Genomic DNA, 15,949 nt, shown 5'->3' with positions numbered 1-15,949 from the left:
GCATGAGTGATGGAATCACGGATACCCTGCACGCAGACCACTCCCACCGGCCGGCATCGGGGCTGAGGCGCTGGCTCTATACCACGAACCACAAAGATATCGGCACCCTCTACCTGCTCTTCGCCCTGGCCATGTTCTTCACCGGCGGCACCATGGCCATGGTGATCCGGGCCGAGCTGTTCCAGCCTGGGCTGCAACTGGTCGAGCCGCTGTTCTTCAATCAGATGACCACGGTACACGGCCTCATCATGGTCTTTGGTGCCGTGATGCCGGCCTTCACCGGCCTGGCCAACTGGTTGATCCCCATGATGATCGGGGCGCCGGACATGGCGCTGCCCCGGATGAACAACTGGAGTTTCTGGATCCTGCCGTTTGCCTTCCTGATCCTGCTGTCGAGCCTGTTCATGGAGGGCGGCGGCCCCAGTTCGGGCTGGACCTTCTATGCCCCCTTGTCGACCAAATACAGCGGCAACAGCACGGCGCTGTTCGTCTTCGCCATCCATATCATGGGGATCTCATCCATCATGGGGGCCATCAACGTCATCGTCACCATCTTCAATCTGCGGGCGCCGGGCATGGGCTGGATGAAGATGCCGTTGTTTGTCTGGACCTGGCTGATCACGGCCTTCCTGCTCATTGCGGTCATGCCGGTACTGGCGGCGGCGGTGACCATGGTGCTGACGGACAAGTATTTTGGTACCAGCTTCTTCGATGCGGCCGGAGGAGGGGATCCGGTGATGTTCCAGCACATATTCTGGTTCTTTGGCCATCCGGAGGTGTACATCATGATACTGCCGGCCTTTGGCATAGTATCCAGCATCATTCCCACCTTCTCCCGCAAGAAACTGTTTGGCTATCGCTCCATGGTCTATGCCACCAGCAGCATAGCGTTGCTGTCCTTCATGGTCTGGGCTCACCACATGTTTACGACTGGGCTGCCGGTGGTCGCCGAACTGTTCTTCATGTACGCCACCATGCTGATCGCGGTGCCGACCGGGGTGAAGGTATTTAACTGGGTTGCCACCATGTGGCGGGGTTCCCTGACGTTCGAGACCCCCATGCTGTTTGCCATCGCCTTCATTACCCTGTTCACCATAGGGGGCTTCTCGGGGTTGATGCTGGCCATGATCCCGGCCGATTTCCAATATCACGACACCTATTTTGTCGTGGCCCATTTCCATTATGTGCTGGTCACCGGCGCCGTCTTTTCGATCCTGGCCGCGGCTTATTACTGGTTGCCGAAGTGGACGGGGCACATGTATGACGAGCGGCTGGGGCAGTGGCACTTCTGGTGCTCGCTGATCTCGGTCAACATGCTGTTCTTCCCCATGCACTTCGTCGGGCTGGCGGGCATGCCCCGCCGGATCCCCGACTATGCGTTGCAATTCGCTGATTTCAATATGTTTATCAGCATAGGTGGTTTTGCCTTCGGGCTGTCGCAGCTGCTCTTCGTCTGGGGGGTGATCAGATGTATCAGGGGGGGCAAGCCGGCCACAGCCCAGGTGTGGGAGGGGGCGGAAGGGCTAGAGTGGACCTTGCCCTCTCCCCCGCCTTACCACAGTTTCAAGACCCCACCAGAAGTGCAGTAGGGAGGCCATATGACACAAGTGAATCACGGTCCCCTGCTCAGGAAACTGGCGCTGGTGATCATCGTTATGTTCGGTTTTGCCTTTGCCTTGGTGCCGCTCTACGACGTCTTTTGCCGGATCACCGGCCTCAATGGCAAGACAGCCGCCCAGCCAGCCTCGGCCGAGCGTGCGGTGATCGACACCAAACGCACCGTTCAGGTCGAGTTTCTGGCCCATGCAGACACCCAGATGCCCTGGCAATTCAGCGAGGAGACGAAGCGGCTATCGGTGCGACCGGGCGAGATGATGCAGGTCAACTATCGGGTGTTCAATCCGACCGACCGCACCATGATCGGTCAGGCGGTGCCCTCGGTCTCCCCCGGTCCCGCCGCGGCCTATTTGAAGAAGGTGGAATGTTTCTGCTTTAACCGTCAGGAGTTGCAGGCGGGGGAGAGCAAGTCGATGCCGCTCAAGTTCTATATAGATCCGGCCCTGCCCGAAGATATCAACACCATCACGCTCTCCTATTCGCTCTATGACATCACTCAGTCCAAGCCGGCCCCGGCGCTCGCACAGAGGAAATAATCATGGCCAAGGTGAACCAGCATTATTATGTTCCTGAGCAGAGTCGCTGGCCGATCATAGGTGCCATGGCGCTGTTCCTCCTGGCCTTCGGGGCGGGCCATCTGGTCAATGAAATCGCGAGCAAGCAAGCCGGCGTGGGCCCCTATCTGATGACGGCGGGTGTTGCCCTGCTGGTATACATGCTGTTTGGCTGGTTTCGCCACATCATCCACGAGTCCATGACAGGGTTGTACAGCGCCCAGATGGATCGCTCCTTCCGACAGGGCATGGTCTGGTTCATCTTCTCCGAGGTGATGTTCTTCCTGGCATTTTTCGGGGTGCTGTTTTATGCCCGCCAGCTCGCCATGCCCTGGCTGGATGGGGCAGGCAACAAGGCGATGACGGCCCAGCTGCTGTGGCCGGATTTCTCGGCGCACTGGCCCATGCTCAAGACGCCGGGAGGCACCACGACCCAGGCCATGCCCTGGCATGGGATCCCCCTCGTCAACACCCTGATCCTGCTCAGCTCCTCCGTCACCCTGCTGTTCGCACATATGGGATTGGAGAATGGCAAACGCAGTCGACTCAAGTGGATGTTGCTCGGTACCGTATTGCTCGGGCTGAGCTTCCTGTGGCTGCAAGGTTATGAATACATTCATGCATACCGGGAGCTGGGCCTGAAGTTTGACTCCGGCATCTACGGCAATACCTTCTTCATACTGACCGGGTTCCACGGCCTGCATGTCACCCTGGGGACTGTGTTCCTGCTGATCATCTGGCTGCGGATAGTGCTGAAGGATCACTTCACCGCCGAGCGTCACTTCGCCTTCCAGGCCGCCGCCTGGTACTGGCACTTCGTTGACGTGGTCTGGCTCTGCCTCTTCGTATTTGTCTACCTGCTATGAGGCTTAATAGGGGCGAGGATTGGGCTCCAGCCAGCCCATCGCCAGCGAGAGCAGCAGGATGACGACCACCAGCAGGGAGAGCAGCACGCGGCGACCCAGTGGGGCCGACATTTTCTGCCCGGCCTGGCCGGTACTCAGCATCAGCCAGAGGGCGTGAAACAGCTGCCCGATGATGAGCAGCAACATGAGCACCAGCACTATCTTGATCAACATGTTAGGGCCCTCCACAAGATGCGCGACATGGCGACATGGCATAAGCAGCGACCGTTCCATCACAGGCGCTGGTTTGTTCTGATATTCACTCTGGTTGTGTCGGCCTGTTTGTGCAAGCTGGCCCTCTGGCAATGGCAGCGGGCGGCCGAGAAGGAGGCCTGGCTAGGGCACGTGGCCACAATGCAGTTTGCCGCTCCCCTGACGCTGGCGGAACTCGACTGGCGTTATCCTGAGCGCCTCGATGGGATGCCACTGCGGGGGAGGGTGGCGTGGGTCGCTCCCTATGTGTGGCTGCTGGACAACCAGCTGGTTGAGCAGCAAGTCGGCTATGACGTGATCATCCCGGTGCGTGCCGATGCCCACTCTCCCCTGCTGTTGGTCAATCTGGGCTGGCTGCCGGCCCCTGCCGAGCGGCAACGGCTGCCACAGCCGGCGATTCCCCCCACCCTCGAACTCGAGGGCCTGCTGCGTATCCGGCCCGGTGGCATCTTGCTGGGTCAGAACATCGAGGCTGGCCCCTATCCGAACCGGCTGCAATCCATCAGGGTGGACGCCCTGAGCCAGATCCTGGGCTCGCAGCTCGTCGATGCCGTGTTTTATCAGAAGGGTTCCCCGTTCCTCTATCACTACCAACAGAATGTCATGCCGCCGGAGAAGCACAGGGCGTATGCGCTGCAGTGGCTCGGACTGGCGCTGGTGATGCTGGTGGGCGGGCTGGTGCTGACAAGGAGGTTGTCCCCATGAACAGATGGTCAAGATGGAAGGTGCCTGCCCTCTTTGCGCTGGTGATCCTGCTGCCGGTGTTGTTGGCGGCGCTGATCCTGCGCCAGGGCTGGTATGAGCCCGGTACCCGCAGCAAGGGGCAGTGGCTGAGCCGGGACATCTATCTGTTGCAACCGCTTCCCTCGAGTCAGGTCAAATGGCGACTGGTGTACCTGGAGGCCGTGCGCTGTGAGGCCGAATGCCGGCAGGTGCCGGTCTTGATGCAGCGGATCCGGAGCGCCCTTGGCCGCAACCTGGACAAGCTGGCGCTGGTGCAACTGACCGCCGAGCCCAGACTCGAGACCCGCGCCGAGATACAAGCGGGGAATTTGATGCTGGTCGACCCGCAGGGGTTGGCCATACTGCGCTATGAGGTGCCGGCCAGCACGACCGAGTGGCCGCTGTTTGGCAAGGGCGTGCTGTCGGATCTGCAGCAACTGCTCAAGTATCAGAGAGGCATCGAATGAACATAAAACAGAGGCTGGCATCCTCCACCATCGTTCTGTCAGCTCTGCTACAGCGGCTCAAGTATCAGCGAGGTGTGCAATGAGAGTGCAGAAGATGCTGGTGTCGGCCGCCATTCTCCTGGCGATGCTGGTCATACTGCTCGGCGCCTATACCCGGCTCACCGATGCGGGGCTGGCCTGCCCGGACTGGCCCGGTTGCTACGGCTCCCTGGCCATCCCGCGGTCGGCCCATGCCGAGCAGGCCGCCATGCTCTACCCGGACAGTCCGCTGGAACCCCACAAGGCGCGCAGCGAGATGGTGCACCGCTATTTTGCCGGGGCTCTGGGTTGCCTCATCACGGCCCTGTTCGTGTTGAGCTGGCGCAGCCGGCCGCGCCTGCGCCATATCGCCGGCGGCTTGCTCCTGCTGGTGATCGGGCAGGCGGCGCTGGGCATGTGGACGGTGACGTTGTCGCTCCATCCTCTGGTGGTGATGAGCCACCTGCTGGGGGGATTCGCGCTGCTGACCCTGCTGTGGCTCTATCGGATGGAGTTGACGAGCGAGAGCCGCCCCGTCCTCTACGGGCAGGGCCTGCCCTGGCTGGGCAATCTGGCCTGCGGCGTGCTGCTGGTGCAGATAGCGCTGGGGGGCTGGACCTCGGCCAACTATGCCGCCATGGCCTGTGTCGATCTGCCGGTCTGCCAGGCGGGCTGGCAGCAGCAGCTGGATTGGCAGGCCGCCTTCCACCTGCCGCTGGGTCATGCCAGCTATGAGTTCGGGGTGCTGAGCAAGGAGGCGCGCCAGACCATCCATATCGCCCATCGTCTGGGGGCCCTTGCCACCGCCATGCTGGTGGGGGGCTTTGCCCTCGCCCTGATCCGTCAGGGGGCCCCGTTGCGCTTCCTGGGGGGGCTCTTGCTGGCCCTGCTGCTGGTGCAAATTGCCTTGGGGCTGGCGAACGTCCACCTGGCCCTGCCGCTGGCCAACGCCCTCGCGCACAACCTGGTGGCGGCGCACCTGCTGGTGTGTTGTGTGCTGGCCCGTGGGCGGATCTCCCGCCCCCTGCTTTCCCCTTCGCTGTCGCCTGAGGCGATCAGGAGCCAGACATGAACAGCAAGCCCTTGGCACGCGTCATCGACCCCCGGCTGCTGCGGGATTATTACCAGCTGACCAAGCCCAGGGTGGTGGCCTTGCTGCTGCTGACGGCCTGGGTCGGCATGCTGCTGGCCGAGCCGACGGTCGCCTCGCTGGATCGCATGATGCTGGGCCTGGTGGGAATCGGGTTATTGGCGGCTGCGGCGGCGGCCATGAACCATACCCTGGATCGCGGCATCGACGCCCAGATGCGCAGGACGCGCTGGCGCCCGGTCGCCAGAGGGCGGATCGGGTCGCGGCAGGCGATGACCTTTGCACTCTGGCTGGCCCTGCTGGGCTTTGTCCTGCTCTATTGGGGAGTGAACCCGCTGACCGCCTGGCTGACCCTGGCCAGCCTGTTTGGTTACGCGGTGGTTTACACCCTGTTGCTGAAGCGGGCCACGCCGCAGAACATCGTCATCGGCGGGCTGGCGGGGGCCATGCCGCCTCTGCTGGGCTGGACCAGCATCACAGGGCAGCTCTCGGCCGAGCCCTGGCTGCTGGTGATGATCGTCTTCGCCTGGACGCCGCCCCACTTCTGGTCGCTGGCGATCCACAGGCGCGATGAGTATGCCGGTGCCAACATTCCCATGTTGCCGGTCACCCACGGCATAGAGTTCACCAAGACGGCGATCCTGTTCTACCTGTTGATCCTGAGCCTGATCTGCCTGCTGCCCTACCTGATCGGCATGTCGGGCCTGCTCTACCTGATCGGCAGCCTGGCGCTGAACCTGTTGTTCTGCTGGCATGGTTGGTTGCTGAAGTACTCGGAGCGGCCCGGTCAGGCGATGCGTACCTTCCGCTTCTCCATCTACCACCTGATGCTGCTGTTCGGACTGCTGATCCTGGATCATCACTGGTTATGGCGACTGTCATAAGGAACGGAGGTTGTGTCTGGGGGATGTCGTGCCGAGGGTAGGATGGGAATGCGGATCCATGCAACAAGGCTGGCCCCGGGGCCAGCCTTGTCGTTTGTCAGAGCTTGACCATGATGTGGCGCGGCACAGTGTAATCCTCCAGCGCGTAGAGGGAGAGATCCTTGCCGTAGCCGGACATCTTCATGCCGCCGTGGGGCATCTCTGAGCAGAGCATGAAGTGGGTGTTGATCCAGGTGCAGCCATATTGCAGGTGGCTGGCCACCTTGCTGGCGAGGCCGAGATCCCGGGTCCAGACCGAGGAGGCGAGGCCATAGTCCGAGTCGTTGGCCCACTGTACCACCTGCTCGGCGTCGTTGAAGCGGGTCACCGAGACCACGGGGCCGAACACCTCGCGCCGCACTATCTCATCCTCCTGGCGGGCACCGACGATCAGGGTCGGCTCGAAGAAGAAGCCATTGCCGGGGCGGATCTTGCCGCCGGCCGTGACCTCAACATGGCCGCTACTCACCGCCCGCTCCACGAAGCTGGCGACTCTGTTGCGCTGCCTGTCCGAGATGAGTGGCCCCATCTCCACCCCTTCCTCGCGCTGGCTGCCCACCTTGATGGAGGCCACGGCCTCGGTCATGGCGGCGACGAACTTGTCGTAGATCTTGCCCTGGGCGTAGATGCGGCAGGCGGCGGTGCAGTCCTGACCGGCGTTGTAGAAACCAAAGGTGCGAATGCCCGCCACCACGGCCTCCAGGTCCGCGTCGTCGAAGATGATGACAGGCGCCTTACCCCCCAGCTCCAGGTGGGTTCGCTTCATGGTGCGGGCGGCACTCTGCAGGATCTTCTGGCCGGTGGCGATATCGCCGGTGAGCGACACCATGCGCACCAGCGGGTGCTCCACCAGCGGCGCCCCCACGCTCTCGCCCCGGCCACAGATGACGTTGATGACGCCGCGCGGGAAGATCTCGCTGGCGAGCTCGGCCAGGCGCAGGGCGGTGAGCGGGGTCTGCTCCGAGGGTTTGAGCACCACGGTATTGCCGGCGGCGAGTACCGGCGCCATCTTCCAGGCGGCCATCATCAACGGGTAGTTCCAGGGCGCTATGCTGCCCACCACGCCGATGGGATCCCGGCGGATCATGCTGGTGTGCCCCTCGATGTATTCCCCGGCCAGCGGCCCTTGCAGGCAGCGAGCCGCCCCGGCGAAGAAGCGGAAGCAGTCCACCACCGCCGGTAGCTCGTCATTGAGCACCGCCAGATAGGGCTTGCCGCAGTTGAGGGATTCGAGCGCCGCGAACTCCTCGGCGTGACGCTCTATGGCGTCGGCGAGGCGCAGCAGCAGGTTGCTGCGTTGGGCCGGGGTGGTGCGGCTCCACTGGGCGAAGGCGCGTTGGGCACCGTTCACCGCCCGGCTGACCTGCTCGAACGAGGCTTCGGGCACCGAGGCGAGCAGCTCACCGGTGGCCGGGTTGAGGATGGGCTCGGCCTGGCCGTCACCGGTGACAAACTGGCCGTCGATCAAGAGTTGGGTAGAGAGCTTCATGTTGCATCCTTGCACAGGCGTTGAGTCATTATTTGCCACTGCCGGCGACGTCCTGGCCGTCGCGGGTGAGGTAGTAGGCAAGCAGAATGGGGATAGTGGTGAAGGCCACTATGATGAGGGCCACCACGTTGGTGACCGGCCGATCGCGGGGGCGGATCAGCTCCTGATACATCCAGATGGGCAGCGTGGTCTGCTGGCCCGCGGTGAAGGTGGTGACTATCACCTCGTCAAAGCTCAGCGCGAACGCCAGCATGCCCCCCGCTAGCAGGGCGGTGGCGAGATTGGGCAGGATCACATAACGCAGGGTCTGGAAGCCGTCGGCGCCGAGGTCCATCGAGGCCTCGATCAGCGACTGGTTGGTGCGGCGAAAACGCGCCAGCGCATTGTTGTAGACCACCACCACGCAGAAGGTGGCGTGGCCGATGACGATGGTCCAGAAGCTGAACGGGATCTCCAGCAGGCCGTAGGCGGAGCGCAGCGCTATGCCGGTGACTATGCCGGGCAGGGCGATGGGCAGCACCAGCAGCAGCGATACCGCCTCCTGGCCGAAGAAACGGCTGCGGGCTATGGCCCCCGCCGCCAGGGTGCCGAGCACCATGGCCGCCAGGGTCGCGAGCCCCGCCACCTCCAGCGACAGCTGGATGGCGCGCCACACATCGGGTCTGTTCAGCGTCACCTCGAACCATTTCAGGGTCAGCCCGGGTGGCGGAAACTGGTAGCTCTTGCTCTCGCTGGTAAAGGCGTAGAGGAAGATGAACAGGATGGGGATATGCAGGAACAGCAGCCCGCCGATGGCGGCGTACTTGAGCAGGCCGGAGGGGCGCTGACCCTGATCCTGATTCATAGAGGGATTAGAGCGCATCGAAGGCTCCCAGCCGTTTTACGGTCGTCAGGCGGATAGTGATGATCAGGCTGGGCACCCGCGTGCAAGCAGCGAGCGAGAGGTCAGTATCAGAGTGCATCGAAGGCTCCCAAGCGCTTGGCGATGGTGAGGTAGATGGCGATGATCAGGATAGGCACCAGCGAGAAGGCGGCGGCGAACGGCAGGTTGCCCGCCGTGCCCTGCTGCATGTAGACCACCTGCCCTATGTACATGGTTGAGTTGCCTATGATGCCGGGGATGATGTAGTCCCCGAGCGTCAGGGAGAAGGTGAAGATGGAACCCGCCACCACGCCCGGCAATGCCAGTGGCAGGATCAGGGTGCGAAAGGTCTGCGCCGGGGTGGCGCCGAGATCGCTGCTCGCCTCCAGCAGGGAGCGCGGGATCCGCTCCACCGCCGCCTGGATCGGCAGGATCATGAAGGGCAGCCAGACGTAGACGAACACGATGAAGGTGCCGAGCCGCGAGAACGACAGGGAGGGGCCGCCGATCATGGGCAGGGAGAGGATGCCGTCCAGCAGCCAGTCCAGCCCCAGGCTGTCCGCCAGCCAGCTGATGACCCCCTCCTTGGCCAGGATCAGCTTCCAGGCATAGACCCGCACCAGGTAGCTGGACCAGAGCGGCAGCATGATGCCGAGATAGAACAGGGCACGGGTCTTGCCGCTGGTGTAGCGCGCCATGTAGTAGGCGATGGGAAAGCCGAGCAGGGCGCAGGCCAGGGTTACGGCAAGCGACATGCCGGCGGTGCGGGCGATGACGTCCAGGTTTTCTGCCCGCAGCAGGGCGACGAAGTTTTGCAGCCCCAGCTCGTGGCGCACCTGGCCGCTGAACTCGTCCAGCCCGAAGAAGGCGTTGGAGAGCAGCATCAGCAGGGAGCCCACATAGATGATGCCGAGCCAGAGCAGGGGTGGGCCGAGCAGTATCCCCAGCAGCAGGCCGGGGCGGCCGTACAGCAGGGTGGAGAGGCGCCGCAACGGGCGGAGTCTGGTGTGGGTGGTGGCGTGGCTCATGGTCAGGCTCGCACTGTGGGGGAGGCTCATGATTGAGCCCCCGTTTCGGCGGTGCTCAGGCGATGGATCGCCTGCTCCGGCCAGCTGAGGCTGACTTGGGCGCCACGGGCCAGGCGGGCCTGCCCCTCGTTGGGGTGATTGACGATGATCTCGAGCTGCTCCCCCAGGTCGACTCTATAGCGCACGAAGGCACCCAGGTATTCCACCTCACGGATCTCGCCGGACCAGCCGGGGCTGCCGGCCTCGCTCAGCCGGATCCGCTCCGGGCGCACCATCATCTGCTGACTGTCGCCGCACAGCCGCCTGGCCTGCTCCCCCTCGAACAGGTTGACGGTGCCGACGAAGCGGGCGACGAAGGGGGTGGCGGGGGCGTCGTAGACCTGATCCGGGGCGGCGATCTGCTCGATCCTGCCCTGGCTGAAGATGCAGATGCGGTCGCTCATGGAGAGCGCCTCCTGCTGATCGTGGGTGACGAAGATGAAGGTGATGCCGAGCTGGCGCTGCAGCGCCTTGAGCTCGAGCTGCATCTGCTCGCGCAGCTTGAGATCCAGCGCCCCCAGCGGCTCGTCCAGCAGCAGGATGCGCGGCTGATTGATGAGGGCACGGGCGATGGCGATGCGCTGGCGCTGACCGCCTGAGAGCTGGCCCGGCCTGCGGTTGCCGACGCCGGGCAGGCGCACCAGCTCCAGCATCTCGTCCACCTTGCGATGGCGCTCCGCCTTGGGCACGCCCCTGATCATCAGGCCGTAACCGATGTTGTCGCGCACATCCATGTTGGGGAAGAGGGCGTAATCCTGGAAGACGGTGTTGAGGTTGCGATCGTAGGGCGGCACCCGGGAGCAGGGCTCGCCGAACAGGCGGATCTCCCCCGTGCTCGGGTATTCGAAGCCGGCGATCATCCGCAGGCAGGTGGTCTTGCCGGAACCGCTTGGGCCCAGCAGGGTAAAGAATTCACCGGAGGGGATCTGGAAGGAGATGTCGTCGACCGCCTTCACCTCGCCGTAGTGGCGGCTGACCCGGTCAAATTGTACGGCTGTCATGGTACATCCTTGTCATCGAACAGGGCCGGGTCTCCACCCGGCCCACAACGGCGTTGTCTCGGCGGGACTCAGCGACCGCCCAGGATGGCGATATAGTCAGACACCCAGCGATAGCGCAGAGGACACGCAGGTGTCCCGCTGCTGGCACAGGGGTACCGATGGATGCCGCCTCGCTCAATCTGCATCAGCGACCACCGAGGATGGCGATATAGTCAGACACCCAGCGGTAGTAGGGGACGCAGGTACCCTGGCTCTTGCACTGGGATACCGGGGTACGCCAGAAGTGCACCCGATCGAAGTTGTCTATACCGTTGGTCTTGCAGCCCCCGGCCCCCAGCAGGGCGTTGCCCTCGCAGGCGGCGGGTACCACGGGCACAGAGCCGAACCAGGAGGCGAGATCTCCCTGCAGCTTGTTGTTGAGGGAGTGTTCCAGCCACTGGTAGGCACAGGTCAGGTTCTTGGCCTCGCTGTGCACCATGCTGGTGTCGGCCCAGCCGGTGACCCCTTCCTTGGGTACAGTGGTGGCGATGGGCTGCTTGTCGGCGATCAGGGTGTTGGCCTGGAACGGCCAGGAGTCCGAGGCGACCACCCCCTCGTTCTTGAAGTCATCGATCTGGACGAAGGCGTCGTGCCAGTAGCGGCCGACCAGCTGACGCTGCTTGCGCAGCAGCTCGAGGGAGGCCTTGTACTGATCCTCGTTCAGCTCGTAGGGGTCCTTGATCCCCAACGCCGGCTGGTGGGTCATCAGATAGAGGGCGGCATCGGCGATGTGGATGGGGCCGTCGAACGCCTGCACCCGACCCTTGTTGGACTTGCCGTCCGGCAGGGTCTGCTCCTCGAACACCAGGCTCCAGGAGTCTGGCGCCTTGGGGAACACCTTGGTGTTGTACATCAGGATGTTGCCGCCCCACTGGTAGGGCACGCCGTAGTGCTTGCCTTCCACCGTGTGCCAGGGGGCGCTCTGCAGGCGGGGATCTATCTTGCCATAGCTCGGGATGAGCGCCAGGTTGAGCGCTTGCACCTTGCCGCCGGCGATGAGGCGCAGGCTGGCGTCGCCGGAGGCGGTCACCAGATCGAAGCCCCCCTCGTTCATCAGGGCCACCATCTCGTCCGAGGTGGCGGCCGTCTTGACGCTGACCTTGCAGCCGGTCTCCTTCTCGAAGCCGGTGACCCAGTCGTAGTTCTTGTCGGTCTCGCCGCGCTCGACATAGCCGGCCCAGGCCACGATGTTGAGCTGGCCTTCACCCTTGCCGAGTTCGGTCGGGGCGGCCTGGGTCTGGCCTGCCAGCAGCGCCGGGATCAGGGCCAGGGTCAGGGGGGTCAGTTTCATCTTGCTCTCCTTGCATCAACTTGAACCATGGCGATGCCACGATGGCATTAACATCCTGTTAACCAGTCATGAGCGTAGGAGAAGCGAGCAGTAATGAGAATTTCAATTTTTAATCGCCCAGGTATCTACTAAATCGATATCGAGTGCAGATGAATCTGAATTTTCGTGGCGTTCGGGGGGATGCTCCTAGCGGGAGGCCGTCTGGCGGGCCCGCAGCCGGCTCTGATCCCGCACTATGTCGATGAATTCACGGGCGGTCCAACTCAGGTGTGAGCCGCGCCGCCACACCAGGCCGATGTCTATGGCGGGGATGGGCTCCTTGATGGCGCGGGCCTCGACCCGCTCCTGTTCCAGCGACCAGGGGCGGTAGGCGAAGTCCGGCAGCAGAGCGGCGCCTAACTGGCTGGCCACCAGGCTGCGCACCGCCTCCACCGAGGCGGTGCGCAGCACTATGCGGGGCTGGATGCCGTAGCGGCGCAGGCCAGAGCCGATGATCTGATCCAGCTGATCGGCGGTGAGGGAGATCATGGGCTCCTCGCTCAGCGCCTTGAGGGAGAGGGTTGATTCGGCGCAGAGGGGGTGGTTGGCGGCGAGCCAGAGCCGCAGCGGCGAGCGGGTCAGCAGCTCGGTATCGAACGCCTCCTGACGGATGGTGCGGTTGGTCATCAGGATCCCCACATCCACCTCGCCGTTGACGATCTGATGCTCGAGAAACGGCTGCTCGTCCTCCTTCACCTCGATGCGCACCGCCGGGAAGGCGCGCCGGAAGCGGCCGAGCGCCTCCGACAGGTAGTAACCGGCCACCAGCGTGGTCACCCCTATGGTGAGTTGGCCCTGATCCTGCTGTGCCACCGCCTTGAGGGACTGGCCCGCCTCCGTCATGGCGCCCAGGATGCGTCTGGCATGGAGCAGGAACTGGTGACCCTGGGCGGTGAGGCTGACGCCACGGGGGTTGCGCTCGAACAGGGCGGCGCCGAGCTCGGTCTCCAGCTCGCGGATGGCGCTGGTGACTGCCGACTGGGAGATGTGCAGCTCGGCGGCGGCGCGGCTCACCGAGAAGCTGTCGGCCACGGCCACGAAATAGCGGATCTGGCGAAAGGTAAAGTTCATCTGGGCATCCTGCCACGAGCGACGAGGTTGGCTGCCAGCTTAACCTCGAATCCCGTCCAAACAAAAGGCGCCCGCAGGCGCCTTTGTCATTGTTTTTGAATGCTTAGCGAGAGCTGGCCGCCTCGATCACCGGGATCCGGTTCACCGCCTTGCCCAGGTAGGCGAGGGTGATGGTCACCAGGATGCAGGTGAAGCTGAGCCACATGTAGGGCAGGTAATCCAGGGTTGCCACCCCCAGCACCCCGGCCATGAAGATGCCGTTGTCGCTCCAGGGCACCATGCCGCAGGTGAGGGTGCCACCGAACTCGGCGTTGCGGGAGAGGTTCTTGCGCTCCAGCCCCAGCCGGTCGTAGTTCTTGGCCATGATCTTGGGGGTCAGGATCAGCGACACATACATGGCCGAGCCGAACACGTTGGCCAGGAAGGCGGTGGCTATGGTGTGGCTGGTCAGGCTGCCGACGCTGTTGATGCGCTTCTCGAAGGCACTGGCGATCACCGCCAGGATGCCGACCTTCTCCAGCAGGCCACCGAAGCCCAGCCCGAAGATGATGACCGCCACCGAGCCCAGCATGGACTCCATGCCGCCGCGGCCCAGGATGTTGTCGATGAAGTCGACCCCCGAGGTGATGGCGAACGGGCTGTAGGCGGAGTGCATGGCCTTGACCGGATCCATGTCCTGGAAGGCGATGGCCCAGACGAGGCCGAGCAGGGCGCCGAAGCTGATCACCGGGAAGGCGGGCTTGCGGTTGGCCAGCAGACCCAGCACCAGTATCACGGGCACTATGGCCAGCGGGGTGATGTTGAACTGCTTGTCGAGCGCTTCCATCACCAGGTTGACCTGCTCCAGGCTGACGTTGCCCGAGTACTGCATGCCGACCAGGGTGAACAGGGCCGCCGTGATGACATAGGAGAACAGGCTGATGGGCAGCATGCCCTTGATGTGCTCCACCACGTCGACGTTGGACATGGTGGAGGCCAGTACCACGGAGTCGGAGAGCGGGGAGAGCTTGTCACCGAAGTAGACACCGGAGAGCACGGCGCCCGCCACCAGTGGCGCAGGCACGCCCAGGCTGTGGCCTATGCCCATCATGGCGATGCCGGCGGTGGCCGCCGAGCCCCAGGAGGTGCCGGTGGCAAGGGAGGTGAGGGAGCAGATGATCAGGGTCGCCAGCAGAAAGATGGACGGGTGTATCACCTTGAGCCCGAAGTAGATGATGCTGGGGACTATGCCGCCTGCGATCCAGGTGCCGACCAGGGCTCCGACGGAGACCAGTATCAGGATGGCGCCCATGCCCTTGGCGACACCGTCGACGGCGGCCTGCTCCAGGGATTTGTAATCATGGCCGAGCCGGATGCCGAGTCCCATGATGACGAACCAGGCGATGAACAGTGCCAACTGGATTGGCAAGTCGAGCACGCTGGTGAAGGAGAAGGCCAGGGCCAGGAAAATGGCCAGGCAGGCAAACACCTGTGGCATGTTAGGCAGTCGAATGTGGTTATGTTGGTTTTGCATAGATACTTCCTAAACTCTTGCTCGCCAAGGTCGCTCCCTCTCGTCCTGTGGATACATGTATCCCGAGGGGGCAACCCAAAAAGAGGCCGCAATCTACCACAAACTCAGGGTCTAAAATCCCAACACATTTAGCAAAAATGCAGTTTTGATTGATAAAATTACAAATTAGTTGATCTCATGACCCATTTTTGAGTGCCCTGTTTGCCCCGATGAGACATTCGACTCCGATAGAAAAGTCCGATAGCACTATGCTAAAATACAAATGATAATCGTTATCGAATGATGCGAAAGGGATGTTCACCATGATCTGGATAGTGAGGTGCCTGCTGTTGGCGGGCTTGCTGGCGGTGCTGGGCTGGGGTCAGGACAAGGCGTACGGGGTGTGGAGCCTGGGTTTTCTGCTGGCGGCCTGGGTCATGCTGGAACCCCGGCTGAGACCGGCGCTGATCCTGCTGCCCGTCGCCGGCATGACGGGGGTGGTGGCCCTGCTCTGGCAGCAGAGCTGGCTGTAGTGAGCGGGCTGTCGTCAGCGAGAGGGGACTGCTTGAATCTTGTCGTGGGCCAGGCGCAGTGATTCGATCACCTTCTGTTCCATCTCGGTGCGCTGGGCGTCGCTGGTGAAATAGATCATGTCGACGTTGTGGCGGATGTAGTGGGAGGGGAGCTGGTTCAGGGTCAGGCAGCAGAGATCGGCCAGCTGATGGGACGTCAGCGTCTGCCCCAATCCCTGTTTTTCTATCTCCTTGAGCACCAGTTGTTCATAGAAGTTGTGAATGTCGGTATCCAGGATCATGGGGTCGTCCCTGTGGTGGCGTAGCGTTATCAAGAGCATAGCCATGACGCAGGCAAAAACAAAAGGCCCATAACTCGCGTTATGGGCCTTTTGCATAATAGATGGTGCGAAGAGAGGGACTCGAACCCTCACATCCGTGGGACACTAACACCTGAAGCTAGCGCGTCTACCAATTCCGCCACCTTCGCACACTGTTTTTCCCATCTGGTTTTTAAATGCGGTTGGGCGCATTGCTCTGTTTTAACATGTCAGAATCATGGTGCGAAGAGAGGGA

Annotated in this window: 17 protein-coding genes and 1 tRNA gene; 8 read left to right on the top strand and 10 right to left on the bottom strand. The window is 62.8% G+C overall.

Annotated elements, in window-relative coordinates:
• Positions 1–2 precede the first annotated feature (2 nt).
• Genes ctaD through LG30_RS0104185 form a run of 3 tightly spaced genes read left to right on the top strand, consistent with a single transcriptional unit; the run spans position 3 to position 3,037 of the window.
• Positions 3–1,589, top strand: a complete 1,587-nt coding sequence (gene ctaD / locus LG30_RS0104195) for a cytochrome c oxidase subunit I (protein WP_033129467.1) — start codon at positions 3–5, stop codon at positions 1,587–1,589.
• Positions 1,590–1,598: 9 nt separating this feature from the next.
• Positions 1,599–2,153 carry a cytochrome c oxidase assembly protein gene (locus tag LG30_RS0104190; protein ID WP_033129466.1) on the top strand — a complete coding sequence of 185 codons (555 nt, stop codon included), beginning with the start codon at positions 1,599–1,601 and terminating at the stop codon, positions 2,151–2,153.
• A gap of 2 nt (positions 2,154–2,155) precedes the next feature.
• Entirely contained in the window at positions 2,156–3,037 is an 882-nt protein-coding gene (locus LG30_RS0104185) for a cytochrome c oxidase subunit 3 (RefSeq protein ID WP_033129465.1), read from the top strand.
• Between the two features lie 3 nt (positions 3,038–3,040).
• On the opposite strand, the gene LG30_RS0104180 is transcribed toward LG30_RS0104185, so the two are convergent.
• On the bottom strand, positions 3,041–3,250 hold the full coding sequence (locus tag LG30_RS0104180) for a DUF2909 family protein (RefSeq protein WP_033129464.1): 210 nt from the start codon (positions 3,248–3,250) through the stop codon (positions 3,041–3,043).
• 27 nt (positions 3,251–3,277) lie between these two features.
• On the opposite strand from LG30_RS0104180, the gene LG30_RS0104175 reads away from it, so the two are divergent.
• The 4 genes from LG30_RS0104175 to cyoE all read left to right on the top strand — a co-directional run bounded on the left by LG30_RS0104175 (position 3,278) and on the right by cyoE (position 6,471).
• Positions 3,278–3,994 carry an SURF1 family protein gene (locus LG30_RS0104175; RefSeq protein ID WP_033129463.1) on the top strand — a complete coding sequence of 239 codons (717 nt, stop codon included), beginning with the start codon at positions 3,278–3,280 and terminating at the stop codon, positions 3,992–3,994.
• Positions 3,991–4,479: a hypothetical protein gene (locus LG30_RS0104170; protein ID WP_033129462.1), complete on the top strand. Its 489-nt coding sequence runs from the start codon at positions 3,991–3,993 to the stop codon at positions 4,477–4,479. Before LG30_RS0104175 ends, LG30_RS0104170 begins: the two co-directional genes overlap by 4 nt.
• A 79-nt stretch (positions 4,480–4,558) precedes the next feature.
• On the top strand, positions 4,559–5,569 hold the full coding sequence (locus LG30_RS0104165; RefSeq protein ID WP_033129461.1) for a COX15/CtaA family protein: 1,011 nt from the start codon (positions 4,559–4,561) through the stop codon (positions 5,567–5,569).
• Positions 5,566–6,471: a heme o synthase gene (gene cyoE / locus LG30_RS0104160; RefSeq protein ID WP_052100837.1), complete on the top strand. Its 906-nt coding sequence runs from the start codon at positions 5,566–5,568 to the stop codon at positions 6,469–6,471. Before LG30_RS0104165 ends, cyoE begins: the two co-directional genes overlap by 4 nt.
• Before the next feature lie 97 nt (positions 6,472–6,568).
• On the opposite strand, the gene LG30_RS0104155 is transcribed toward cyoE, so the two are convergent.
• From LG30_RS0104155 to nhaC, 7 genes are all read right to left on the bottom strand, one after another.
• On the bottom strand, positions 6,569–7,999 hold the full coding sequence (locus LG30_RS0104155; protein WP_033129460.1) for a gamma-aminobutyraldehyde dehydrogenase: 1,431 nt from the start codon (positions 7,997–7,999) through the stop codon (positions 6,569–6,571).
• Positions 8,000–8,027: 28 nt separating this feature from the next.
• Positions 8,028–8,861 (bottom strand): ABC transporter permease, encoded by an 834-nt coding sequence (locus LG30_RS0104150; RefSeq protein ID WP_197720908.1) that lies wholly within the window; start codon positions 8,859–8,861, stop codon positions 8,028–8,030.
• Positions 8,862–8,950: 89 nt separating this feature from the next.
• Complete coding sequence (locus LG30_RS0104145; RefSeq protein ID WP_033129458.1) at positions 8,951–9,919, bottom strand: ABC transporter permease; 969 nt, start codon at positions 9,917–9,919, stop codon at positions 8,951–8,953.
• Positions 9,916–10,929, bottom strand: a complete 1,014-nt coding sequence (locus tag LG30_RS0104140; RefSeq protein ID WP_033129457.1) for an ABC transporter ATP-binding protein — start codon at positions 10,927–10,929, stop codon at positions 9,916–9,918. The genes LG30_RS0104145 and LG30_RS0104140 overlap by 4 nt, the downstream gene beginning before the upstream one ends.
• Before the next feature lie 184 nt (positions 10,930–11,113).
• A complete protein-coding gene (locus LG30_RS0104135; RefSeq protein ID WP_033129456.1) occupies positions 11,114–12,259 on the bottom strand; it encodes an ABC transporter substrate-binding protein in 1,146 nt (381 codons plus the stop codon).
• A 186-nt stretch (positions 12,260–12,445) separates the two neighbouring features.
• On the bottom strand, positions 12,446–13,369 hold the full coding sequence (locus LG30_RS0104130) for a LysR family transcriptional regulator (RefSeq protein ID WP_033129455.1): 924 nt from the start codon (positions 13,367–13,369) through the stop codon (positions 12,446–12,448).
• Positions 13,370–13,472: 103 nt separating this feature from the next.
• On the bottom strand, positions 13,473–14,882 hold the full coding sequence (gene nhaC / locus LG30_RS0104125; protein WP_033129454.1) for a Na+/H+ antiporter NhaC: 1,410 nt from the start codon (positions 14,880–14,882) through the stop codon (positions 13,473–13,475).
• Between the two features lie 302 nt (positions 14,883–15,184).
• Here nhaC and LG30_RS0104120 point away from each other — a divergent pair, with 302 nt between their 5' ends.
• A complete protein-coding gene (locus tag LG30_RS0104120) occupies positions 15,185–15,394 on the top strand; it encodes a hypothetical protein (RefSeq protein ID WP_033129506.1) in 210 nt (69 codons plus the stop codon).
• A gap of 14 nt (positions 15,395–15,408) precedes the next feature.
• Here the strand turns inward: LG30_RS0104120 and LG30_RS0104115 are convergent, their stop codons facing one another.
• Complete coding sequence (locus tag LG30_RS0104115) at positions 15,409–15,675, bottom strand: late competence development ComFB family protein (protein ID WP_033129453.1); 267 nt, start codon at positions 15,673–15,675, stop codon at positions 15,409–15,411.
• 102 nt (positions 15,676–15,777) lie between these two features.
• A tRNA-Leu gene (locus LG30_RS0104110) sits at positions 15,778–15,863 on the bottom strand.
• Positions 15,864–15,949 lie beyond the last annotated feature (86 nt).

Source organism: Aeromonas aquatica, assembly GCF_000764655.1.
Classification (GTDB): domain Bacteria; phylum Pseudomonadota; class Gammaproteobacteria; order Enterobacterales; family Aeromonadaceae; genus Aeromonas; species Aeromonas aquatica.
This window is presented reverse-complemented; position numbering and strand designations above follow the sequence as displayed.

What these genes read in the sequence shown, in the direction of transcription:
- LG30_RS0104170 (WP_033129462.1), top strand. Translation starts at nt 3,991, where the DNA reads ATGAACAGATGGTCAAGATGGAAGGTGCCTGCCCTCTTTGCGCTGGTG.
- LG30_RS0104115 (WP_033129453.1), bottom strand. Translation starts at nt 15,675, where the DNA reads ATGATCCTGGATACCGACATTCACAACTTCTATGAACAACTGGTGCTC.
- nhaC (WP_033129454.1), bottom strand. Translation starts at nt 14,882, where the DNA reads ATGCAAAACCAACATAACCACATTCGACTGCCTAACATGCCACAGGTG.
- LG30_RS0104155 (WP_033129460.1), bottom strand. Translation starts at nt 7,999, where the DNA reads ATGAAGCTCTCTACCCAACTCTTGATCGACGGCCAGTTTGTCACCGGT.
- ctaD (WP_033129467.1), top strand. Translation starts at nt 3, where the DNA reads ATGAGTGATGGAATCACGGATACCCTGCACGCAGACCACTCCCACCGG.
- LG30_RS0104180 (WP_033129464.1), bottom strand. Translation starts at nt 3,250, where the DNA reads ATGTTGATCAAGATAGTGCTGGTGCTCATGTTGCTGCTCATCATCGGG.
- LG30_RS0104185 (WP_033129465.1), top strand. Translation starts at nt 2,156, where the DNA reads ATGGCCAAGGTGAACCAGCATTATTATGTTCCTGAGCAGAGTCGCTGG.
- LG30_RS0104145 (WP_033129458.1), bottom strand. Translation starts at nt 9,919, where the DNA reads ATGAGCCTCCCCCACAGTGCGAGCCTGACCATGAGCCACGCCACCACC.
- LG30_RS0104150 (WP_197720908.1), bottom strand. Translation starts at nt 8,861, where the DNA reads ATGCGCTCTAATCCCTCTATGAATCAGGATCAGGGTCAGCGCCCCTCC.
- cyoE (WP_052100837.1), top strand. Translation starts at nt 5,566, where the DNA reads ATGAACAGCAAGCCCTTGGCACGCGTCATCGACCCCCGGCTGCTGCGG.
- LG30_RS0104165 (WP_033129461.1), top strand. Translation starts at nt 4,559, where the DNA reads ATGAGAGTGCAGAAGATGCTGGTGTCGGCCGCCATTCTCCTGGCGATG.
- LG30_RS0104190 (WP_033129466.1), top strand. Translation starts at nt 1,599, where the DNA reads ATGACACAAGTGAATCACGGTCCCCTGCTCAGGAAACTGGCGCTGGTG.
- LG30_RS0104120 (WP_033129506.1), top strand. Translation starts at nt 15,185, where the DNA reads ATGATCTGGATAGTGAGGTGCCTGCTGTTGGCGGGCTTGCTGGCGGTG.
- LG30_RS0104130 (WP_033129455.1), bottom strand. Translation starts at nt 13,369, where the DNA reads ATGAACTTTACCTTTCGCCAGATCCGCTATTTCGTGGCCGTGGCCGAC.
- LG30_RS0104175 (WP_033129463.1), top strand. Translation starts at nt 3,278, where the DNA reads ATGGCGACATGGCATAAGCAGCGACCGTTCCATCACAGGCGCTGGTTT.
- LG30_RS0104135 (WP_033129456.1), bottom strand. Translation starts at nt 12,259, where the DNA reads ATGAAACTGACCCCCCTGACCCTGGCCCTGATCCCGGCGCTGCTGGCA.
- LG30_RS0104140 (WP_033129457.1), bottom strand. Translation starts at nt 10,929, where the DNA reads ATGACAGCCGTACAATTTGACCGGGTCAGCCGCCACTACGGCGAGGTG.